General features: G+C 40.3%; 18 protein-coding genes and 1 tRNA gene. 11 read left to right on the top strand and 8 right to left on the bottom strand.

Going from position 1 to position 22,194, the window contains the following annotated elements:
* The first annotated feature begins 116 nt into the window (after positions 1–116).
* Both QA601_05365 and QA601_05360 read left to right on the top strand, forming a co-directional pair.
* Positions 117–204 (top strand) — tRNA-Ser (locus QA601_05365).
* A 122-nt stretch (positions 205–326) separates the two neighbouring features.
* Positions 327–1,454 (top strand): glycosyltransferase family 4 protein, encoded by a 1,128-nt coding sequence (locus QA601_05360; protein MDG5814493.1) that lies wholly within the window; start codon positions 327–329, stop codon positions 1,452–1,454.
* A 40-nt stretch (positions 1,455–1,494) separates the two neighbouring features.
* On the opposite strand, the gene ettA is transcribed toward QA601_05360, so the two are convergent.
* Positions 1,495–3,171, bottom strand: a complete 1,677-nt coding sequence (gene ettA, locus QA601_05355; GenBank protein MDG5814492.1) for an energy-dependent translational throttle protein EttA — start codon at positions 3,169–3,171, stop codon at positions 1,495–1,497.
* Between the two features lie 361 nt (positions 3,172–3,532).
* Here ettA and QA601_05350 point away from each other — a divergent pair, with 361 nt between their 5' ends.
* Positions 3,533–6,178 carry a DUF2723 domain-containing protein gene (locus QA601_05350; protein MDG5814491.1) on the top strand — a complete coding sequence of 882 codons (2,646 nt, stop codon included), beginning with the start codon at positions 3,533–3,535 and terminating at the stop codon, positions 6,176–6,178.
* 59 nt (positions 6,179–6,237) lie between these two features.
* Here QA601_05350 and larE read toward each other — a convergent pair whose 3' ends face one another.
* Entirely contained in the window at positions 6,238–7,053 is an 816-nt protein-coding gene (gene larE, locus QA601_05345) for an ATP-dependent sacrificial sulfur transferase LarE (GenBank protein ID MDG5814490.1), read from the bottom strand.
* A 151-nt stretch (positions 7,054–7,204) separates the two neighbouring features.
* On the opposite strand from larE, the gene greA reads away from it, so the two are divergent.
* The 3 genes from greA (at position 7,205) to QA601_05330 (ending at position 11,700) form a co-directional block, all read left to right on the top strand.
* Positions 7,205–7,675 (top strand): transcription elongation factor GreA, encoded by a 471-nt coding sequence (greA, locus tag QA601_05340; protein ID MDG5814489.1) that lies wholly within the window; start codon positions 7,205–7,207, stop codon positions 7,673–7,675.
* A gap of 225 nt (positions 7,676–7,900) precedes the next feature.
* The gene (locus QA601_05335) at positions 7,901–10,126 is read left to right on the top strand and encodes a bifunctional alpha,alpha-trehalose-phosphate synthase (UDP-forming)/trehalose-phosphatase (GenBank protein ID MDG5814488.1); all 2,226 of its coding nucleotides are present in this window, start codon (positions 7,901–7,903) and stop codon (positions 10,124–10,126) included.
* Between the two features lie 158 nt (positions 10,127–10,284).
* Positions 10,285–11,700, top strand: a complete 1,416-nt coding sequence (locus QA601_05330; protein MDG5814487.1) for a UTP--glucose-1-phosphate uridylyltransferase — start codon at positions 10,285–10,287, stop codon at positions 11,698–11,700.
* 39 nt (positions 11,701–11,739) lie between these two features.
* On the opposite strand, the gene thiH is transcribed toward QA601_05330, so the two are convergent.
* The 6 genes from thiH to QA601_05300 form a co-directional block, all read right to left on the bottom strand.
* Positions 11,740–12,849 (bottom strand): 2-iminoacetate synthase ThiH, encoded by a 1,110-nt coding sequence (thiH, locus tag QA601_05325; GenBank protein ID MDG5814486.1) that lies wholly within the window; start codon positions 12,847–12,849, stop codon positions 11,740–11,742.
* Positions 12,850–12,860: 11 nt separating this feature from the next.
* Complete coding sequence (locus tag QA601_05320) at positions 12,861–13,634, bottom strand: thiazole synthase (GenBank protein ID MDG5814485.1); 774 nt, start codon at positions 13,632–13,634, stop codon at positions 12,861–12,863.
* A 6-nt stretch (positions 13,635–13,640) separates the two neighbouring features.
* Positions 13,641–13,847, bottom strand: a complete 207-nt coding sequence (gene thiS, locus QA601_05315) for a sulfur carrier protein ThiS (GenBank protein MDG5814484.1) — start codon at positions 13,845–13,847, stop codon at positions 13,641–13,643.
* Between the two features lie 20 nt (positions 13,848–13,867).
* A complete protein-coding gene (locus tag QA601_05310; protein MDG5814483.1) occupies positions 13,868–14,785 on the bottom strand; it encodes a DapH/DapD/GlmU-related protein in 918 nt (305 codons plus the stop codon).
* 25 nt (positions 14,786–14,810) lie between these two features.
* On the bottom strand, positions 14,811–15,704 hold the full coding sequence (locus tag QA601_05305) for a homoserine O-succinyltransferase (protein ID MDG5814482.1): 894 nt from the start codon (positions 15,702–15,704) through the stop codon (positions 14,811–14,813).
* A gap of 273 nt (positions 15,705–15,977) precedes the next feature.
* A complete protein-coding gene (locus QA601_05300) occupies positions 15,978–16,457 on the bottom strand; it encodes an SPOR domain-containing protein (protein MDG5814481.1) in 480 nt (159 codons plus the stop codon).
* Positions 16,458–16,728: 271 nt separating this feature from the next.
* Here QA601_05300 and QA601_05295 point away from each other — a divergent pair, with 271 nt between their 5' ends.
* The 5 genes from QA601_05295 (at position 16,729) to QA601_05275 (ending at position 22,082) form a co-directional block, all read left to right on the top strand.
* Positions 16,729–17,346: a hypothetical protein gene (locus QA601_05295; protein MDG5814480.1), complete on the top strand. Its 618-nt coding sequence runs from the start codon at positions 16,729–16,731 to the stop codon at positions 17,344–17,346.
* A gap of 237 nt (positions 17,347–17,583) precedes the next feature.
* The gene (pilB, locus tag QA601_05290; GenBank protein ID MDG5814479.1) at positions 17,584–19,275 is read left to right on the top strand and encodes a type IV-A pilus assembly ATPase PilB; all 1,692 of its coding nucleotides are present in this window, start codon (positions 17,584–17,586) and stop codon (positions 19,273–19,275) included.
* Positions 19,276–19,320: 45 nt separating this feature from the next.
* On the top strand, positions 19,321–20,379 hold the full coding sequence (locus QA601_05285) for a type IV pilus twitching motility protein PilT (GenBank protein ID MDG5814478.1): 1,059 nt from the start codon (positions 19,321–19,323) through the stop codon (positions 20,377–20,379).
* An 85-nt stretch (positions 20,380–20,464) separates the two neighbouring features.
* The gene (locus QA601_05280) at positions 20,465–21,661 is read left to right on the top strand and encodes a type II secretion system F family protein (protein MDG5814477.1); all 1,197 of its coding nucleotides are present in this window, start codon (positions 20,465–20,467) and stop codon (positions 21,659–21,661) included.
* Positions 21,662–21,758: 97 nt separating this feature from the next.
* Positions 21,759–22,082, top strand: coding sequence for a flagellar biosynthesis anti-sigma factor FlgM (locus QA601_05275; protein MDG5814476.1), 324 nt, complete (start codon positions 21,759–21,761; stop codon positions 22,080–22,082).
* Positions 22,083–22,194: the final 112 nt, after the last annotated feature.

Raw genomic sequence — 22,194 nt, 5'->3', positions numbered from 1 at the left:
CATAAATATATACTATATCGCATTAAAAGCTCAGTTCATTAGTTTTGATCGTCCCCACAGCAAAAAATACTCTTGTTATTTAATAGATAATTAGTTATATTAAATTTCCAATTTTTGGAGGGGTGGCCGAGTCGGCTTAAGGCACAGGTTTGCTAAACCTGCGTAGGGGCAACCCTACCGGAGGTTCGAATCCTCTCCCCTCCGAAATTACTACCTCAGAGTTGATATCCTTCATATAGACTCCTTATAGAATCATAAACCTATGAATTGGTTATTCGTTAGTGCACCTATTTTGTTGAAACTTTTTGTAGTTGAGGAATATTTTTGTGTTTAGAATCGCCCATTTTATCTACGATAATGAAAAAAACCCCTGGCTTGGTGGTGGTGGATTTTACAGAACCGTTGAATTATACAAAAGGTTTCCCGAAAATTTCCGGATAGATATATACTGTGCCTCTTTTGTGGGATCTGAAAACTATGCCATTAACAAAAGAGTACAAGTGATATTTTTAGGAAAAAAAAAGAAAAGTTATCTTTTAAGCCGATTACAGTACTCTTCTGAAGCTAAAAAGATGCTAAAGCGGACAAGGAGCCTGTACGATGTAGTAATCGAAGATTTTTCACCCTACTCCCCCCTTTTTTCATTTAAATACATCACTTCAGGCAAACTTATTTCAATCCTTCAAAACTATTACGGTGCATCCATCCATTTAAAAAAATTTGGACCAGCAGGATTAATCCCTTTTATTTTTGAAAAATATTGCATAAGCCATTTCAATGGAAATACCCTGTTTAGCTCACAAGATCTAATGAACATAATCTCAAAAAAATGTGCTTTAAACCCTTCGAACCCAATGGTGGTAGAAAATGGAGTCGAAGAAGAGTTTTTTACTACACCCAAAGAGGAAAAAGATCCACAAACTGTTCTATTTCTAGGACGTATAGAAATTTTCCAAAAAGGTATAGACATTTTACTTCAACAATTTTCTATCCTGGTCAAACATAACCCTGAAGTAAGACTTATTATAGCTGGAAGCGGTAAAGACAGTGAAAAAGTAAAATCTAGGATAAAGTGGCATAAAATAGACGATAATACTGAGTTTTTAGGCAGAGTAGAACGAAAAGAACTGCCTAGTCTCATAAGCAGTTGTTCTCTGACCGTTGTACCCTCAAGGTATGAGTCCTGGGGAATGGTTTCTCTTGAATCTCAGGCATGTCAAACACCCGTTGTTGCCCGAAATATACCAGGTCTGCGCCAAACAGTAGTTCATGAAAAAACCGGTTTTCTATTTGAAACTCCAAATCAAATGAGCCAATATATTGCTATCCTACTAAGAGAGAGAAATAATCGAAGAGCTATGGGGGAAGAAGGCAGGAGATTTGCCCAAAATTATTCATGGTATAAATTGGCCCAAAAAAAGGCCAAGTATATCGATCATGTCATAAACTCTTAGCAGGATTATTCCTGCCAAGAGCTAAATTTCTCAAAACAGGTTATCTTTGCAAAGGTTTATATTTAATTCGATGTGGTTGCTCAGCACCTATCCCTAACCGCTCCCGTTTTTTAGTTTCATAGCTGTCGTAATTACCCTCATGCCATACAACAGTGCTATCGCCTTCAAAAGCAAGGATATGAGTCGCAATGCGATCAAGGAACCAACGGTCATGAGTCACGATAACGGCACAGCCGGAGAAATCACTTATAGCCTGTTCGAGAGCCTGAAGGGTTTCTACGTCTAAATCATTGGTAGGTTCATCCAAAAGAAGGACATTGCCCCCACTTTGTAGCATTTTCGCCAAATGAACTCTGTTTCTCTCTCCACCGGATAGTTGTTTTACCTGTTTTTGTTGATCTGAGCCAGAGAAGTTAAATTTACCTACATAAGCTCTTGAGTTAACCTCAATTTTTCCAAGGTTCAGAGTATCTTTTCCACCTGTAATCTCTTCATAAACAGTATTTTCACCATTTAAAGCGTCTCTAACCTGATCAACATAGCTTAGTTCCACAGTTTCACCCACTGTAATACTACCGGAATCTGGCTTTTCCCGTGATGTTATAATATTCAGCAGAGTAGTTTTACCACTTCCATTGGCACCAATGATTCCCACAATTCCGGCTCTTGGCAAACTGAAGGTGAGATTCTCAAACAAAAGCTTATCACCGTAAGCTTTGGTTAGCTCTTTAGCATCTATCACCACATTACCTAAACGAGGGCCATGAGGAATGACAATACTGGCTGTATTCACTTTTTCCGGTATCTCAAGAGACCTTAGCTCTTCATAGGCATTTAGACGGGCTTTGCCTTTAGACTGTCGGGCTTTTTGGGACATCTGAACCCATTGCAGCTCATTTTTAAGCCTCCTTTGTCTAACACTTTCCTCCTTCTCTTCTTTTTGCATCCTTTCGGTTCTCTGCTCTAACCATGAAGCATAATTCCCTTTCCATGGAATACCCCTGCCTCTGTCCAATTCAAGAATCCACTCCACTACATTATCGAGAAAGTAGCGATCATGGGTTACCAATATAACAGATCCAGCGTATTCTTTTAGGTGGCGCTCAAGCCATGCCACCGACTCTGCATCAAGATGATTAGTAGGTTCATCCAGTAAAAGCAGGTCAGGTTTTTGTAGGAGTAGCTTACAAAGAGCGACTCTTCTTTTCTCCCCCCCCGAAAGGTTTTTTACATCAGCATCCCCTGGAGGCAGTCTAAGAGCATCCATTGCAATTTCAAGTTGCCGATCAAGATCCCAGGCATCAACAGCTTCGATTTTATCCTGAATCTCAGCCTGTTTAGCCATTAGCTTATCCATTTCACTATCATCCATGGGTTCAGCAAATTGAGCCGAAATTTCTTCAAACTGTTCAAGCAAGTCCCGCGTGCCCTTTACTGCAAGTTCTACATTCCCTTTTACGTCCAGTGTTTCATCCAGTTGAGGCTCCTGAGACAGGTAACCAACAGTTCTTCCCTTTTCAATCCAGGCCTCGCCCTGAAATTCACTATCCAGACCCGCCATGATCTTCAGTAACGTACTTTTACCCGAACCATTAACTCCAATTATTCCTATTTTAGCCCCATAATAAAATGACAGGGAAATATCTTTAAGCACCTCTTTTCGTGGTGGGTGTACCTTTGTGAGTCCATGCATATAATAGATAAATTTTTCAGCCATTTTTTTTACTCCTCAACACCGGACAGGAATTTGAAGCTGTTCAGTTCATTTTTTTTAATTTAAAGTGCATCATAAGCAAGTAAACATAATATTTTGTACTGATTAGTGAAACCTTTTAAAGGTTTTACATCAAAACCAATATATTTTGAGCATTTTACGTCGAATTTATTGTGCAGATATGAATAAAAGAGATTCAATTACGTACTTGCATATTGACCGTCTACTCTGAACACGATTATTTTAGCTGTTTAGCTTTTCCGTATCAATTGAGTTTCAGACTCCAGATGCAACTATTCACTATTATATAATAAATAAGTTTCATCTGTCTGAAACAAAACATGTTTTGAGAAAGGGATTAATTTTGGAACAGGTTCACGCGCGCACTAATCGGCTCGTTGCCGCAGTGGTTTTTCTTACCGCTTTTATAGCATTCATAACATCAGTTGCTCCGACAGTAGCATTTTGGGATTGTGGAGAATATATAGCAGCCGGCCACTCTCTTGGTATTCCCCATCCTCCGGGCAACCCACTTTTTGTACTCCTCATGCGTGTCTCAAGTATCTTCTTTTCATTTTTTGAAGATGTAGGATACAGGATGAATTTTACTATTGTGCTTGCCAGTGCTCTAACCGCTGTGTTTATGTACTTGATTGTAGTGCGGGTAGCGATCAGCTATGTAGGTATACCCGACACACTTTGGAAAAAAATTACTGTATATGTAGGTGGATTTGTTGGTGGTCTGTTCTCAGTTTTTGGTTATACCTTTTGGTTCAGCGCAGTTGAGACATCAGTATACAATCTCTCAATGCTTGCTATAGCAATTTGTACCTGGCTTATATTAAAGTGGTATCAAAGCACAAACCCCTACCGTGACCGTTTGCTTGTTCTTGTAGCGTTTATTGGGTTTCTTGGAATTGGGCTGCATATGTATACCATGATTATACTGCCTCCTGCTTTTCTTTTTATTATCCTTGCAGATAAAGAAAAACGACGGGATATAAGGTTTTGGGCTACCGGTATACTTATGGCATCTATTCTCTATAGCCTTTCCTCTTTTCTGTGGCTTGGCCCACTAACAGCCTTAACCTTATTTCTCTTTTCTTCAGTTAAGGGTGAAAACCAGTATAAATGGCGTTTTTGTTTCTGGCTTGCTTTTTTTGCACTAATAGGGTACTCTGTACATCTTTTTATCCCTATTCGTTCTGCACTGGAACCCATGATCAATGAAGGTCATCCCGATAACTGGGCTGCACTTATAGATTTTCTTGAACGACGCCAGTATGGTCAGGAAAGCATGATTCGTCGTATGTTCTGGAGGCGGGGAGCTTTGGGAACCCAGTTCGGTATAGAGGAACATATGGGCTTTGGTGGGTTTCATTTAACTCAGTTTTTCCGACTTGGAGAACTGGATACACAACGCAACTTTTTCCTTGATGGTTTCGGCGCCGGAATATCAAAGCTTACTATTTATTTGATCCCTACCTTCTTTATGATTTTTGGATGGATCTATTTATACAGGAAAAATCGTAACCTTGCTGTTATGCTTATTTCACTTGCAATCCTTACTACTATTGGCCTGGTTTTCTATATGAACTTCGCTGATGGTACACGACCGGAAAGAGCCGATTATAATGCATGGGTACAAATGGGAAGACAGGGAGCGATGCCTACAGTTCACCGGGAGGTGAGGATACGTGATTATTTCTTCACTGCCGGATTTATGTATTTTGGTATGTGGATCGGTATTGCAGCATCATGTTTGTTACATGCTCTTTTTACCTCAAAGAAAAGTGATTATCGCTCTCTGGTCGCACCGGTATGTGCAGCGCTGCTGATTCTTTCTCCGGCTATTCCAGCCACTACAAACCATGCCCTTAATAACCGCAGCAACGACTGGGTCGCTTATGATTATGCATATAATCTTTTAATGAGTGCTGAAGAAAACGGTATTATAATCACCAACGGAGATAATGATACATTTCCTTTATGGGCACTCCAGGAGGCCTATGGCATACGGCAGGATGTTCGAGTTGTAAATCTAAGCCTGTTAAATACTCCCTGGTATATAAAGCAACTTAGGGACCTTGAACCATCGGTACCCATTACTTTCAGTGATAATGATATTGACGATATACATGCCGAAAGGAATCCTTTCAGAAATCCCTTGCGCCGCGAGTTAAGAAGAGCGGGGATAGAGGTAATTATTCCGGGAATGGAAAACCATCCAATTCTTCGTGTTCAGGACAGAATGCTTCTAAATTTTGTCGATAATAACAGATGGGAAAAACCGATCTATTTTGCCTTAACGGTATCTGACAACAACTTTATGGGGCTGGGGCCGTACCTCCAGAACCAGGGTCTTGTAAGTCGAATAATGCCTGAGACGGTATCCAGGGATGAGCAGTTTGATCTTGAACGAACTTTATATCTGTTAGACAATGTTTACCAATTTCGTAGTCTTGGTGAAGATGCAGAGATACTCAATACAACCTCAAAGCGCCTTCTCTCAAATTACGCTTCGATCTATTTGCAAACAACCTTTCATATTCGTCACAAAATGAATGACATTCAATCTCAAATTAGAGCAAAAGAAGCTGCAGCGGATCAGGTCAGTAGTGATAGTATAGAACTTTTACGTACTGAATACAACCAGTATCTGGAAACTGCAATTCGACTCATGGATGAATGTTCGGAAATGATGCCCTGGGATTGGCGTCCGCGCGGGTTAAGACATGAAATTTTGATGGAAAACGACATGGAAGAAACTGCTCTGGAGAGAATGATAGAGGCGATAGATTATGATCCTCAAAATCAGCACTATCAGCAGATGCTTCGTCAGGCTCAGAGCAGGGTAAATCTTAATGAAGAAACCACCGAAACGCCAGAGCCTGATTATGAATCTTATATCGATTCTGTTACTGAATTCATAGATGAAGTGCAGCCAATAGAGCAAACCGCTGAAGAGATTAGTGAAGAAGAGAAAGCGGAAGAGCTGATTGTGGATTAATAGTTTTCTTTTTCTTTAGAACACCAGCCCCGGATTTTTGCCGGGGCTTTTCTTTTCAGCTATATCTGATCTTCAATACTTTCATTCATCGCACCACTTCGAAATCCTTTAAGATCAAGTGCAGAGTACACAAAGCCAGCTTCATAACATACTTTTTCCAGTTCTTTACGCATCTTCCATGCATTGTCAATCTCAGGCTGATCAATTTCTATTCTTGCCAGATCACCATGACTTCTTACTCTCAATTGATTAAACCCCAAAATTTTGATTCCATTTTCAGCCCTGCCAACTCTTTCAAGTTTACTCTTTGTAATTTTTTCTCCATAGGGAAATCGCGATGCCAGGCATGCCATTGCTGGTTTTTCAGCTGAAGGCAGCCGAAGAATGTTGGAGATCGCCCGTATGTTTTTTTTAGTTAAACCAGATTCACAGAGAGGCGATTGAACATTAAACTCTTTAAGGGCCCGTCTTCCCGGGCGATAATCATTCAAATCATCGCAGTTACTTCCATCAAATACAGCACAGTACCCCTTATCTGTTGCCAATTCTTTTATTTTACTAAACAGGGCTTTTTTACAATAATAACATCGCAGAGGCGAATTAATTGAAAACCCTTCTATTTCAAGCTCTTCAGAGACTATAAACTGCTGCTTTAATCCAAGCAATGCAGAGAATTTTTTAGAATCCTCAAGCTCTGAACTGCTATAAGTAGAAGAGAGTGCTGTTACAAGCAAAATATTTTGGGTCTTTAATACATCCCTTGTAACAGCAGCAAGTAGTGTACTGTCACAACCACCAGAGAAAGCTATAACAGCAGATTCGTATTGTGAAATGTTTGACTTCAGTTTTTCTAGCTTTTTTAGTTCTTCTTTCATAGTATTCTCTGTTTTTTTGCTTTTACCATATTCCTGATGTAATTTGAATATATAATAAAGCAGGAAACACATTTAGATTCTTTTTCACCAAGATCATTTTTTGGTGAAGAGGGTCTTTTTTTGTTTCTACCCAGACAAAGGAGTCATCTTCATGGAAAAAACATATGTAACCAACGAAGGTTTTGAAAAACTAAGATCTGAATTAGAGTACCTTAAAACCACACGTCGTCGTGAAATAGCAAAGCAACTTGATTATGCTCGTTCCTTTGGCGACTTAAGAGAAAATGCAGAGTACGAAGCAGCGAAGCATGCTCTTCAACTCAATGAAATTCGCATAAATGAGCTTGAAATGAAGGTATCAAATGCAGAAATCATAAGTAAAGATTCTGTGGTAACCGATAAAGTAGTAATTGGTACCAAGGTGCTGCTCTGGGACTTTGATTTCGATGAAGAAGTTGAGTATGAGATAACCGGTACTGAAGAAGCAGATCCGTCTACTGGTAAGATATCAGTCAACTCTCCAGTTGCCAGTGCATTACTTGGTCACGGAGTTGGCGAACAGATAGAAGTTAAAGCACCTCGGGGCTCAATGAAATTTGAAATTAAAAAAATCTCCCGCTGATTAGATTATAGCTTTAAAGGGTTGCAGGTGGCCAAAACCTGTAACCTTTTTTTTATTGCACAAACCTTGTCCTGAATATATATTACGTTTCTACGACATAGTATGTCTACAAATAATCTATCAGTCAGGCCTTCCCCAGGCTTTAAAAACTATATTCCTTTTTTTTTACTTCGTTTGGTTTTGAAGTTACTGAAGTATTAATTCAACAGAAGTGCGGGGTATATAATGAAAAGAATAGTTCTGGTTTCCAACCGATTACCCATAACAGCAGAAAAAAAGAAGGGTCAAATTCACTATACAACCAGTGTAGGCGGATTGGCTACAGGTCTTGATTCTTTCCACCAAAGTAATAAATGTTTATGGATTGGTTGGCCCGGGCTTAAGGGTGATCGAATTATGGCCCCTGAGAAAGAAAAAATACGTACTCATCTCTACCAACACAATTGCATTCCTGTCTTCCTTACACGCTCTGATATTGAAAAGTTTTATGACGGTTTTTCAAACAAAACCATTTGGCCATTATTTCATTATTTTCCTCAACATACTTTTTATGAAACAGACCTTTGGAAATCTTATGTTCATGTAAATGAGTTGTTTGCTGATGCAGTTCTTGAGCATGCACGCGATGATGATGTAATATGGGTTCATGATTATCAGTTGATGCTATTACCTGCGCTACTTAGAGAAAAATTACCGAATGCAACCATTGGTTTTTTCCTTCATATACCTTTCCCATCTCTTGAAATTTTTCGCTTGTTACCCTGGCGAAATGAGTTGCTTACAGGTCTACTTGGAGCAGATCTCATTGGTTTTCACACGTATGATTACATCAGACACTTTCTAAACAGTGTAAGACGTCTTCTTGGACATGAGTATACGTTTTCTCAAATTTCCTATGGAAGCCGTCTTGTGAAAGCAGATGTGTTCCCGATGGGAATAGACTATAAACGGTTTTCTTCTGTCGGATCTGACCCTGAAGTTAAAAAAGAAATTACTTCTATACGAGAAAAAACAGGAGATCGTGCCCTCATTATTGCTATAGATCGCCTTGATTATACAAAGGGTATTCTGCAAAGACTCTCTGCTTTTGATCTTTTCCTGGATCGTAACCCTGATATGAAAGAGAAGGTTACAATGATCCTGGTTGAAGTCCCATCAAGAACAGCAGTAGAATCTTATCGCCAGCTAAAGAGAGATATCGATGAGAGCATAGGGAGAATAAATGGTAAACACGGTTCGCTTGGATGGGCTCCTGTACTTAATCTCTACAGAACCCTTCCCTTTTCCACACTCTGTGCACTATACCAAACCTGTGATGTAGCACTTGTGACCCCACTGCGTGATGGCATGAATTTGGTCGCCAAAGAGTATGTGGCTACTAAAAAAGAGAATAGCGGGGTGTTAATTCTCAGTGAAATGGCTGGTGCCGCAAGAGAGATGGGTGAAGCTATAGTGGTTAACCCAAACAATATTGATGAAATTGCCGCTGCTATAAAAGAAGCTCTCTGCATGGAAAAGGAAGAACAGGTTAACAGAATCGCTCTTATGCAACAGCGACTTACCCGATACGATGTTAGAAGGTGGGCTCATGATTTTGTAAGCAGATTAGAACAAACCCGTCACTTAAGAGAAAAACTTCAGTCACATCGACTTTCCAAAAAAATGCGTGACAAGCTTATTTCTGAAGCAGCCAATAGCTCAAAAGCACTGTTAATGCTTGACTATGATGGTACACTGGTACCTCATTCTAGTAAACCACATAAGTCAATACCCGGTGAAAAACTACTTCAACTACTTAACCGCCTCACTGACTTTTCCGGATATGATGTAGCAATTGTCAGTGGTCGAAACAAAGAAACTCTTGAACGCTGGTTTGGTAAAACTAACGTTATACTTTGCGCTGAGCATGGAGTATGGATCAAAAAACCTTCTGATAAGTGGGAAATACTTGAACCGCAGGAAAATAACTGGAAAAAAGAACTTAAACCTCTCCTTGAACTTTTCACTGATCGTACACCCGGATCAGTCCTGGAAGAGAAGGATTACTCTCTTGCATTCCATTTCAGAAACACCGATCCTGAACTGGCTGCTTTAAGGGTAAGCGAATTAAAGGATGCTATTCTCGATCAGGTTTCTAATCTCAATTTGGGAATTATTGAGGGAAATAAAGTAATTGAGATTAAAAATGCAGGTATAAACAAAGGCACTGTCGGACTTAAACTTCTTCAGCTTAAAGATTGGGATTTTACCCTGGCAATTGGCGATGATGAGACAGACGAATACCTCTTTTCTGTACTCCCTAAAGAAACGTGGAGCATAAAGGTCGGAATGAATCCAACGAGGGCACGTTTTGGAGTTGAATCGATCAAAGAGGTGAAAGAATTACTTGAAATACTTAGCAAAATCGAGCAAAGCTGCTCCTCTGATTCTAAAAAACTCACAGAGGTATAAAAAGTAGTAATTGTAGGTACACTTTTTGCACATTAGTATTTTGATTTTTAAAAAGCAAAGCAATTAATTATATTTTAGTTGCTTTGCTTTCGTTTTACTCATTATTTGCTTTCCCAATAACTTTAGTTCTTATAAACTAACGAACAGGAATAAGTAAAGTGCCTGACGCAACTATTGTCAAAAGTACAATGTTTTCAGAAAAAATGAAGAGGGAAAAACTACCCGACTCAGTTATCGATACTTTCCTGCATTATTTTATTCAGTTGGAAAAAGGAAGTAGCGGTCTTATACCAGAAGATAAGATTACACCTCTTTCTCAGAGTGAAATTAAAAATCTTGAAGAGATAAAAAATTGGGACACTATTGGTAAGAACGCGCTCAAAAATTGTGTCATCATTAAGCTGAATGGTGGCCTTGGAACCACCATGGGGCTTAAAAAAGCAAAATCGCTTATACCTGTAAAGTCCAGCTATAGTTTTATGGACATAACCGCAAAACAGATTGAGTATCTTAACTCAAGGTTCAATACCGCTATACCCTTGCTCTTAATGAACAGTTTCAAAACTGAAGAAGATTCACTAAATCTTCTTGAAAAATATGATCGAATTAAAACTGATATACCATTTTCCTTTTTACAGCACAAATTTCCAAAAATTCAATGCTCTACTCTCACCCCGGCTTCCTGGTCACAAAACCCCTCATTGGAATGGAACCCTCCAGGACACGGTGACCTGTACACTGCTTTTATTACTTCAAACATTTTAGATAAGCTCATCGAATCCGGATACAAATATGCATTTGTCTCAAATATAGACAACTTAGGGGCCTCTCTTGACACTTCAATTTTAGGCTACTTTAGCGCAAATGGTTATTCCTTTATGATGGAAGTTACTGACAGAACATTTATGGACCGCAAAGGTGGTCATCTGGCAAAGCATAAAAATGGTCATCTTCTACTTAGGGAATCTGCACAGTGTCCCGATAGTGATAAAGAGTATTTTATGGATATTGATCGTCACCGTTTTTTCAATACTAATAATCTTTGGCTAAATCTTGTTTCTTTAAGAGAAGTACTGAGAAAAAGACATAACTTTCTTGAATTACCTCTCATTGTTAATACTAAAAATCTTGACCCCAGAGATAAAAAATCACCTAAAGTCTTCCAGATAGAAACTGCAATGGGCTCTGCGATTTCAGTTTTTGATAATGCCACCGCATTACGAGTTCCACGCTCCCGTTTTGCTCCTGTAAAAAGCTGTGAAGATCTGCTTTTACTATGGTCAGATTATTACCTGCTAACAGAAGATATAAAAATAGTACAAAATCCGCAACGGAAAGCTACGCATGTAGATATAAATCTCGACCCTCGTTTCTACAGCCGAATCGATCAACTCCAATCACGGTTTCCCAATGGAGCACCATCTCTTCTGGAGTGTGAATCTTTAACAATCAAAGGTGATGTTACTTTTGGAGCAAATATAAAGGTATTTGGATCGGTTATTATACAAAACGACTCTGATAGAGCAATAGAGATTAAAGATAATACAATTATAGATAGAGATCTTACTTTCTAATATACCTCAAAAAAAAAGGTTTAACGTAAACCATCACACCTATCGTGTGTAACTATGATTCCAATCGTGCATAACAGGTTGGTACCCCATTGAAATCAGGTCTTTTTTCATCTCCTGCACCGACCTTTTATCTGCAATTTCAAACTGAGATTCTGAAGGGCTTTCACTTTGTGTACCCACTGAGGTAGATACTCCTGCAGACATTTTAGTAGGTCCCATGGGAAGAATTGCATTTCTGAATTCAGCACTCTCTCTGGTTGAAATAGTGATTCCTGTACTTTGAAGAAATATTCTGGAAGCAGTCATAAATTGAACAAACGATCGATCCCCCACTACAAAATTTGGCTCAAAATCAGCAGCAAGAGGTCGTATTCTGGGAAACGAAATGGAAGTCTCTATCCATGGGTAACGATTTTGAAGATAAGAAACATGAAGAGCTGAGAAGAACACTTCTTTCCTGGGTTCCCCAAGACCAAGCAAAGGCCCAAGAGTAATGCTTCGCATTCCTTCCTTACAGGCACGTTCTGGTGCATTTAACCTGAAAAGATAATCCTCTTTAGGTCCTCCTCTATGGAGTTTTTCATAAAGGATTTTATCGTAAGTTTCCTGGTAAATGGTAAGACCATCCACTCCGCTTTCAATCATCTCACCATACTCATCACCAGACATCGGATATATTTCAATTGCAATAGAAGAGAACAAATCTCTGAGTGCATTGACGCTCTTTATTAAGTATTCAGAACCGGCAACCTTCCTTGACTCACCAGTAAGGATAAGAATATGCCTGATACCCAGGTTTTTTATTGCAATACCTTCTTTTTTTATCTGATCAACTGTAAGGTGGCGTCTGGAGATCTTATGCTGACGTGCAAAAGAGCAATAAGAGCAAACGTTTTCGCAAATATTTGAGATATAAAGAGGAGTGAAGAGAAAAATGACATTGCCAAACTGACGTTTTGTAATATCTTGTGCTTTGCGTGCCATCTCTTCAATAAAAGAGGACGCTTTAGGGGACAGGAGAGCTAAAAAGTCGTTCTCATTTATTCGTTCTTTATTTAAGATTGATCGGATTTTACTGTCAGTAACAGAAGAAAAGTAGCCATCAAAATCAAATTGGCTATAACGAGCCATTTCATCATTAAAACTCATCTTTATACCTTTTAATCAAGAAAACCGGTTAGTGGTGATGAGGCGTTTGCTTCCTGTGAAACAGCTCCCATACCAGCACGATAAGCTAAGCGCCCGGCTTTTACCGCGTAAGAAAAGGCTCTGGCCATCTGCACAGGATCATCACTGGTCGCTATAGCTGTATTTAATAGTACAGCATCAACACCGGCTTCCATAGCTTTAGCTGCATGTGAAGGTTTCCCTATACCAGCATCAACTATAACAGGCACCGAAATTTCTGAAACAAGAATGTTAATAAGTTCCAGAGTTTTAAGTCCTCTGTTACTGCCTATTGGTGCTCCAAGTGGCATTACCGCTGAAGCCCCTGCGTCAACGAGTCGTCTGGCACAATAGAGATCCGGACACATGTAAGGTAACACCGTAAAGCCTTCTTTGCTAAGAATTTCAGTCGCTTTTATGGTTTCTTCATTGTCGGGCAAAAGATATACATTATCCGATATTACTTCAATTTTTATCCAGTCTCCCAGCCCCATAGCCCGTGCCAGCCGTGCTATTCTAACAGCTTCATCTGCAGTGCGTGCTCCGGAAGTATTTGGAAGCAGAATTTTTCCTTCAGGTATATGACTTATGATATTTTCCTGTGGAGAGTCAAAATCAACCCTTCTTAGAGCAACTGTTATGATATCACATTCTGCAGCATGCAGAACATCTTTTATAATGCTTTCGTCTCTATATTTACCCGAACCGGTGATAAGGCGTGAGCGTACTTTTTTTGCTCCGATTACCAATTCATCACTTCTATCCATTGTTTCTTATCCTCCCCCAACAAATCTTAACATCTCCACTTTATCTTCATCGTGAAGTAATGTCGTTTCAAATTTTTTCCGATCAACAATATCCCCGTTGAGCTCAACAACAACATGCAAGGGCTCAATGGAACGGGAATGTATTAAATCAAGCAAGGAGGAGCCGTTCTCTATTTTTTGATTTTCACCATTTAATTTTATAGTTACATTCATTTTTTTTTTGCCTTGTAGTACTATTTAGCAGTATGTTCCTTTTTTGAATCAACATTTCTATTAGAAACTTTTTTTCCCGGTTCAACTGATTTTGTAATAAAAGTGTTCCCCCCAACGACAGCGCCTTTCCCTATTACAGTTGAGCCTCCCAGAATAGTTGCATTTGCATAAATAATTACATCATCCTCAATATCCGGATGGCGTTTCTGTCCTTTTCTGGGTTTTCCTTCTTTATCAAAAGGAGAAACGGCCCCTAAGGTAACTCCCTGATAGATCTGGACATTTTTCCCAATGCGACAGGTCTCCCCTATTACAACTCCGGTACCATGATCAATAAAAAAAGACTCATCAATTTCGGCACCGGGATGGATATCGATTCCAGTTCTGGAATGAGCTCTTTCAGACATGATTCTGGGTATAATAGGTACATCTAAATTATAAAGCAGATGTGCTATTCTGTGAGTCGCTATAGCTTCAATACATGGATAACTTAGAATAATTTCATCAAAAAAACGTGCAGCGGGATCACCAGCCTGAGCAGCGTTAATATCTTTTATTAAGAGTGTCCTTATCTGTGGAATCGATTCGATGAGACTGACAAGCGACTCATGCGCCCTTTGCTCGCAATTGCATTCATAACACTTGTCCTTACGACAGCGATAGGTAAAAAGATCTCTTATATGTTTACCCAGCCTGAAACTAATATGCCGTAGCATATCTGCCAGGTAGAAATTCATATCTGAAGGTTCAATTTTTTCTTTACTATAGTAGCCGGGAAACAGAACCGAGAGTATGTCATCCAGTATTGCGTATATTTCCTCTCTGCCGGCCAAATTAAGTCCATCTATTGTTTTTATATCCTGGCTCTGCTCAATACTTCCTTCAAGCTCATCGACAATGTGTGGTAGTTTTTGATTCATCCACGATGTTAGATTCATCTATGTGCTCCTGAGAGGGTGAGGTTCAATAAGTGGTTGACTCGTGCAGATACTTAATCCATTGGGAGAAAAATTCGGTTCTGTGAGAGCGCCATGTATTTATCGGACTATCCAGATTTATATTCTTTGGTGGCTCCACATCTTTGCGCCCCTTGTTTTTATCTCTTAAGTACTCCTCCACAAGCCTCCTTGGCTCATATTCGGGGTGTCCCAAATGGACCAGAAAACGGGAATCGGTACTTTCAAATATTGTATAGCCGGCTTCTTTGGAATATGCAAGAAGACGCACAACGCCCATATCTCTCTGCAACTCTAATGTCTCATCAGGAATTCCAGAGTGCCTGCTTTGGGCACACCAGAACAGATCATCCATCTCTCCGGTGATTCGGTGTTCCCGATCAAGATTGATAGTTTCGTATGCTCCAAAGATTTTTTTGTTGTACACCTTTTTGTCGATACCCATAAATTTTGCCAGGGCAAGTCCCCCCCAACAGATTCCAAGTGTGGAGGCGATGTTTCTACTGGCATAGCGCAGTATTCTTTTTATCTCTTCCCAGTACACCACCTCGTCAAACTCTATCTCCTCAACTGGTGCTCCGGTCATAATAAGACCATCAAGACGCTGTTTTGCCACTGCCTCCTCAAAATGAACATAAAGCTTATCGAGGTGAGAATGATCGCTGCTTGTGTACTTGTGTGTTTTAAGCCGTATCCACACAGGTTCAATCTGAACCACAGACCTGCCTAATGGATGCAAAAGACTGAATTCATACGTTTCTGCTTTAGGCATAATATTTAAAATTCCAATACGCAGCGCCCGTATATCCTCTTTAAGCGCCTCATCCTGTGTAATACACTGGACTCTGCAACTTTCCAGTGCGCTTTTTCCATGATAGTCACCGGGCAAAACAATAGTCATTACGCGACCCTTTTGATCATTTTTTATGTACCTCTAAAAAAGTTCTAACCCGCTTGGCTCCCCAATTAGTAAGAGAAGTAGCGGAGGGTAAAAATAATAAATTAGACACTCCTAAAACGCTATTATTACAAAATCACTCTGTGTTTTTTTACTTTTTATGCACAAGTGTTAGTTATGGGGAAAAATCTCTTACATCCTTTTGGCTGTAAGAGACTGGAGAACTGCGCAGACTTGCCAACAGAGCAGTATCTTAACACAAAAACCCGTCGTAACTCACTCCGGAGCCTGAACCCTTGTCCGTACCACCCAGGCATCTGAATACCCCAGGTTTATGACCGACTCAAGGTTAGATTCAGCGTCTTCTCTGTCCTTAAAATCACCAACCAGCAATTTATAGTAAGGTTGTTCATAGGAAACATAGACCGGGAGAGCTATACCGCTTACAAGTTTCTCCTTCTCTTCATTTACAGTCTCTAACTGTTTTGCTGCAACCACTTGTATTCTGAAACGGTTCTCTGCTGAAGCACTACTGAACTGGTGTGCGGTACCACTTTCTGCACCGGCATTTGAATCAAAAGCAGGTACTTCATTGCCAACATTAACGGAATCAAGAAATGTTTTATTAAGGTCTTCCAAAGACACCTGGCTTTGATGATCATAAGATTCGGTAGGACGCGAGAGTACTGAGTTTGAACCACCCGATACACAAGCTAAAAAAAGTGGAAGCAATACCACTGTTGAAAAAAGTCTCATCTTCTCCATCCTCCCCAAATTGCCGTTATGAAATTCTTATACTATTTTTATGGTTTAAACAATAATATATAATATAACATAAACATTATTAAGATCGGAGTCAAGAATTCTCGATCATAGAGAAAAATATGACAGAATCAGAAAGCAGGAATCTTTCTGCTACCAGCCCAGTAGATTTGGTCGTGGCTACCTGCTTAAACTTTTACTGCTTCTGTTTATCACATCACTACTTGGATGGTACTCACAACAAAGTAGCAACAATCCCTTTGCTGTGCAGAGCAAAGTTATAATTCGTGGATATGAAGATAATTTTGTTATCTACTATATTGAAGCAGAAGTCACTACTTTGCTTATTCCTTCAGATTTTAATTTTAAAAACACCCCCAAAACGGTTTTTAGAACACCAAATAAAAACTGGGAGCTGATAACCTTCTCTAATACTGAGCTTAGGCATGATTATTTTGCTCCCCCGCCTCAGAGATGGTTTGTGTTGGGAAGCACCAAAGATGCCCCCTCTTTTCCCCTGTGGCCCGCCCCACTATACACCACAAGCTCGCCTTTAACAAGAACCATCATCCCATTTAATAATACAGAGGCGACTCTTTTCACACCAGGTACCGGTTCGATTCTTTTTTTAGATAAAGCAGCCCATTATCCGGATACAATACAAAGAAACTCAATTTTTAAGGAAATGACCGATGTAATCATTTTACCTTCTACTGAACTGGAGGTAATTAAAACGATTCGTTCAGCTCTAAGACCCCGTTACCTGATCACAGCAGCAAACTGTTCCCTTTCCTCTTTGGCCTCTAATGTGTTGTGTGTCGAAGAAAACAAAATTTGGGAATTTGTTTTTTCCTTTGATAAAAACGAGCTGATTTTGCAGTAAAGAATTTGTTCAACTAACTATATTTCTGCAGGTTACATTAGTTGTACCTGAAACTTTGTAGTATATTTACCAACTACCTTAAAAAATGTATTCAATCACTTAAGTCATCATAAAACATCGACACCATTGAAATCTCAACGTTAAAAACACTATAATGAATAACATAGGTCTGTTTAGAAGTGAATAATTCAGTAACTTTTTATTTTAAACTCACTACCAATCCAATCAGGTACATTCATGCCAAAAAAACTTGGTGAAATTCTCGTAGAAGATGGCATCATTACCAAAGAGCAGCTCCTAACTGGCCTAAAGTATCAAACGGTACACGGTGGGATGCTTGGCGAAGCATTAATTGCAACCAAGGCAATTCCGGACGAAAATGTTATTTCCCGTTTTCTGACAAAGCAGCTTAAAATAGGAAAATTAAGCCTAAATGATATTGAATTTGATCCAGATGTCATAAATCTGATTCCCTATGACATTGCCCAGAAATACACAATAATTGCAATAAATAAAACAAACCGCACCCTTTCCGTAGCGATAAGCGACCCCAAAAACATTTTTATGCTCGATGCGGTAAAATTTCTGACCAGCTGTGCTGTAAAACCGGTTCTTGCCAGTGCGCGGGAGATTCAGGATGCGATAAATCAAAACTATAACCCCGAATCCGGTGTAGACAATATCCTCAATGATATGAAAAACGAGTCTTTTGAGGTTGTGGCAGGTGAAAAAGAGCCTGAGCCGGAGGATATTGCAAAAGAGGTCTCAGAGGCGCCCGTTGTTAAACTGGTGAATCATCTTATCCTCGAAGCGGTGCGTAAGAATGTTAGTGATATTCATATCGAAACCTACCAGAGGATTTTAAGGGTTCGTTACCGAATTGATGGAAAGCTTATAGAGATGTCACCGCTCCCTTATCGGTTGCGCACGTCTGTGATCTCAAGAATTAAGATCATGGCTGAGCTTGATATCTCCGAGCGACGCCTTCCCCAGGATGGCCGCATAAAGATAAAAACCGGGCCTAAAACTGTTGATCTGAGAGTTTCTACCACCCCCACCATTTTTGGTGAAAAGGTGGTCATGCGTATTCTGGATTCATCAAATCTTATGCTGGATATGGCAGATTTCGGTATACCAGAAAAGGGTCTTTTTCATATAAAGGAAGCCCTTAACGCTCCATACGGCATGGTGCTTGTAACGGGTCCAACCGGTAGTGGAAAATCCACTACGCTCTATTCAGCCCTAAGCAGACTTAACCAGCCTGATATAAACATAATGACCGCAGAGGATCCTGTAGAGTACAATATCGATGGTATAAATCAGATCAATGTGCACTCTGATATTGGTCTGACTTTCGCAGCAGCGTTGCGCTCCTTTTTGCGACAGGACCCTGATGTGGTGATGGTAGGTGAAATAAGAGATTTGGAAACTGCCGAGATTTCAGTAAAAGCGGCCCTCACCGGGCATCTTGTTTTAAGTACGCTTCACACAAACGACTCGGCTTCAACTCTAACCCGCCTTATCGATATGGGGGTTGATTCCTTCCTTGCTGCTTCATCGGTACGCCTTATCGTTGCTCAGCGCCTTATCCGTTTGATTTGCACTAACTGCAAAGAGCAGATAAGCGTGGAAGATAACGAGTTTGTTCCTTTTTTAAAACTTCCCCTCGAGGAGGTTAAAAATCTTAAACTGTTCAAAGGCCAAGGGTGCCAGCTTTGTAACAACACCGGATATAAGGGTCGTTGCGGTCTGTATGAAGTACTCCCCATTACCTTAGATATCCAGGAGCTTGTTATGGACAAAGCCCCTCCTCATATTATAAAGAAAAAGGCTTTAGAGGATGGAATGTTAAGTCTTCGGATGTGCGGACTTGAGAAGATGAAAAAAGGGCTTACCACCATTGAGGAGATCATTGGTGCAACAGCTTAAAATTAAATATTGTAACCTTAACATTAATTAAAGTAAATTGTTATTATGATGACGATGCATGAAATGTTAAAAAAGATGCTGGATAACAATGCCAGTGACATCCATCTCACAGCAGGCTCAAACCCCCTGTATCGTGTAGATGGGAAACTTGTTCCTATGCACTCTGAGAGACTTGCACCGGATGAGGTGTTAAAGCTCTCTTACAGCATTATGAACGAAGCCCAACGGAAAAATTTTGAACAGAATAAAGAGGTGGATTTTTCCTTTGGAGTGCAGAACCTTGCTCGTTTCAGAGCTAATGTGTTTTTACAAAGAGGGTGCTGCGCCTGTGCTATACGACAGATCCCCTACATTATCCGCCCCGTAGATGAACTTGGTCTTCCGCCGGTGGTTTCAAAACTTACAGAGCGGCCAAATGGCCTTGTGCTTGTTACAGGACCTACCGGAAGTGGTAAAAGTACCACTCTGGCGGCAATTGTGGATAAGATTAACACTGAACGTGAAGGGCACATTCTTACCGTTGAAGATCCCATTGAGTTTATTCATAAGCATAAACGGTGCATAATAAACCAACGTGAGGTTCATCAGGACACCAATAGCTTCTCAAGTGCCCTGCGTGTTGCTTTGCGACAGGATCCTGATGTAGTTCTCATTGGTGAGATGCGTGATCTGGAAACCATTCAGGCTGCTCTTAGTATAGCAGAAACCGGTCACCTGACTTTGGCAACCCTGCATACTAATTCAGCCGCGCAGACTGTAAACCGTATTATCGATGTCTTTCCTGCGGATCAAAAGGCCACTGTCAGAGCACAGCTTTCAATGGTACTTGAGGGGATTATCAGTCAGGCATTGATTCCAAGAATTGGTGGCGGTAGAACCATGGCCTGTGAGATAATGATCGCTACGATGGCAGTACGATCACTGATCCGTGATGACAAAACTCACCAGCTGCAGGGTATCATGGAAATCGGTCAAAAGTTTGGCATGCAGACAATGAACAGCGAGTTAATAAAACTGTATCAGCGACGCCTGATTACTAAACGGGATGCACTGGGTAAGAGTCCCGATCCGGAACAGTTGATTAAAATACTTGGAGAGGAGTAATTTTCCTCATCAAACAATATTATACTTTTTATCGGCACTACAAAGCAGGGCATTAAAAGCCCTGGGCTGGTTTTAAGGAGCAACTATGGCCAATTATATTTATGTGGGTGTTACAAACACTGGAGCACAGGTAAGAGGGGAAGTTCAGGCTGGCAGCAAGGAGGAAGTCATAAGTCTTTTGCGTAAAAAAAGACTTCGTCCTGTTTCTGTTAAGGCCAAGGGTGCAAACATTTCTTTAAACATTAGTTCAATCAAACTGAAGGATATATCTCGTTTTACCCGTCAGTTCTCAGCCATGACTTCTGCTGGGCTACCGCTTGTGCAATGTTTGGACATTCTTGCATCCCAGACAGAAAATAAACTTCTGGCTCAGATAATAAAGCAGGTATCAGGCGATATTCAAGGCGGTAATACTCTTGCAGACGCCATGTCAAAGCACCCTAAGGCATTCAACAGCCTGTACTGTAACATGGTAGCCTCTGGTGAAGCCTCCGGTAATCTTGATTCAGTCCTCAACCGTCTTGCTGATTACCAGGAGAAGGCTGAAGCTTTGAGAAGAAAGATTAAAGGAGCTATGACCTACCCTATTATTGTTCTTGTCGTGGCTGTTGGAGCAACTGCGGCTATGCTTACCTGGGTGGTACCAACATTTGCACAGATGTTTGTAGATATGGGAGGTGAACTGCCGCTACCAACACAAATTGTTATGAGTATTTCTGAATTTTTGCAAAGCTACATTATCTTTATGATACTGGGAATTATCGGGTTGGTTGTGGGATTGATGTACTACTACAAAACCGAAGATGGCAGGCTGCGAATTGATGCGGTAAAACTGAAATTACCCATCCTTGGTGATCTGGAACGTAAAAGCGCTGTAGGCAGATTCTCACAAACGCTTTCAACTCTGCTCTCCAGTGGAGTAACCATTATCGATGCACTCTCTATTACCGCAAAAACATCCGGCAACAGAGTTCTTGAACTTGGTATTAAAAAGACTCTGGAGCGAATCACAGGAGGACACACCATCGCTGAACCTTTAAAGGAAACCGGTGTTTTCCCTCCTATGGTTATACACATGATTTCCGTGGGGGAAAAAACCGGAGACCTTTCGGAGATGTTGATGAAAGTTTCACAGTTCTATGAAGAAGAGGTAGACGCAGCAGTTGAAGCATTAACCTCTGTAATTGAGCCAATTATGATTGTGGTTATGGGTGCTGTCATAGGTGGAATTTTGGTTTCAATGTATCTGCCAATGTTCGATATGATAGGTGTAATTGGGTAAAAACAGATTAAGGGCGGAAGACTTTTTATTTTTCTATAAAGTATTGGTCCAAACTGCCGATAAAGCTATTAGGGATGATAGAAAGGTGGTGATTTAAATGCGTATTAGTGCGGCATCTCAATCTTTAGGGGCTGAGTTTAAAAAAGTTGAAGATTCTCGGAAAACGGAGAAACAAAGAGAAAAAGTCAAAACGAATCCCGACAGCCCAACAATTTCGGCAAAGGGACAAAGGCTCAGTGAAACTAAAGCACAGATGGAAACTATCGCAGCGACTCTCTCCTCTCAACCCGAGGTGCGGGCTGAAAAGATTGCCGAGGTCAGAGAGAAAATTGAGAATGGATTCTATGATTCTGAAGAGTTTATGGATTCATTTGCAGATAAGCTGCTCAATGAGCTGGGCGTCAAAAAAAGCGATTCATAAATAATGTGCAGATCTTTTTACCCGAACGTAACTAATACAGCTGTTCCGGTGCTATAACTATCCTCATTTATGTACATCATTTTTGTTGGTTTTTTCTTGCCTGTAATGGTCC

This window comes from Chitinispirillales bacterium ANBcel5, from assembly GCA_029688955.1.
GTDB lineage: Bacteria > Fibrobacterota > Chitinivibrionia > Chitinivibrionales > Chitinispirillaceae > Cellulosispirillum > Cellulosispirillum alkaliphilum.
Note: the sequence above shows the minus strand (reverse complement) of the source record. Positions and strands in the feature narration are given on the sequence as shown.

What these genes read in the sequence shown, in the direction of transcription:
- larE (MDG5814490.1), bottom strand. Translation starts at nt 7,053, where the DNA reads ATGAAAGAAGAACTAAAAAAGCTAGAAAAACTGAAGTCAAACATTTCA.
- QA601_05280 (MDG5814477.1), top strand. Translation starts at nt 20,465, where the DNA reads ATGGCCAATTATATTTATGTGGGTGTTACAAACACTGGAGCACAGGTA.
- ettA (MDG5814492.1), bottom strand. Translation starts at nt 3,171, where the DNA reads ATGGCTGAAAAATTTATCTATTATATGCATGGACTCACAAAGGTACAC.
- QA601_05320 (MDG5814485.1), bottom strand. Translation starts at nt 13,634, where the DNA reads ATGGATAGAAGTGATGAATTGGTAATCGGAGCAAAAAAAGTACGCTCA.
- pilB (MDG5814479.1), top strand. Translation starts at nt 17,584, where the DNA reads ATGCCAAAAAAACTTGGTGAAATTCTCGTAGAAGATGGCATCATTACC.
- QA601_05285 (MDG5814478.1), top strand. Translation starts at nt 19,321, where the DNA reads ATGATGACGATGCATGAAATGTTAAAAAAGATGCTGGATAACAATGCC.
- QA601_05335 (MDG5814488.1), top strand. Translation starts at nt 7,901, where the DNA reads ATGAAAAGAATAGTTCTGGTTTCCAACCGATTACCCATAACAGCAGAA.
- thiH (MDG5814486.1), bottom strand. Translation starts at nt 12,849, where the DNA reads ATGAGTTTTAATGATGAAATGGCTCGTTATAGCCAATTTGATTTTGAT.
- thiS (MDG5814484.1), bottom strand. Translation starts at nt 13,847, where the DNA reads ATGAATGTAACTATAAAATTAAATGGTGAAAATCAAAAAATAGAGAAC.
- QA601_05310 (MDG5814483.1), bottom strand. Translation starts at nt 14,785, where the DNA reads ATGAATCTAACATCGTGGATGAATCAAAAACTACCACACATTGTCGAT.
- QA601_05275 (MDG5814476.1), top strand. Translation starts at nt 21,759, where the DNA reads ATGCGTATTAGTGCGGCATCTCAATCTTTAGGGGCTGAGTTTAAAAAA.
- QA601_05305 (MDG5814482.1), bottom strand. Translation starts at nt 15,704, where the DNA reads ATGACTATTGTTTTGCCCGGTGACTATCATGGAAAAAGCGCACTGGAA.
- QA601_05300 (MDG5814481.1), bottom strand. Translation starts at nt 16,457, where the DNA reads ATGAGACTTTTTTCAACAGTGGTATTGCTTCCACTTTTTTTAGCTTGT.
- greA (MDG5814489.1), top strand. Translation starts at nt 7,205, where the DNA reads ATGGAAAAAACATATGTAACCAACGAAGGTTTTGAAAAACTAAGATCT.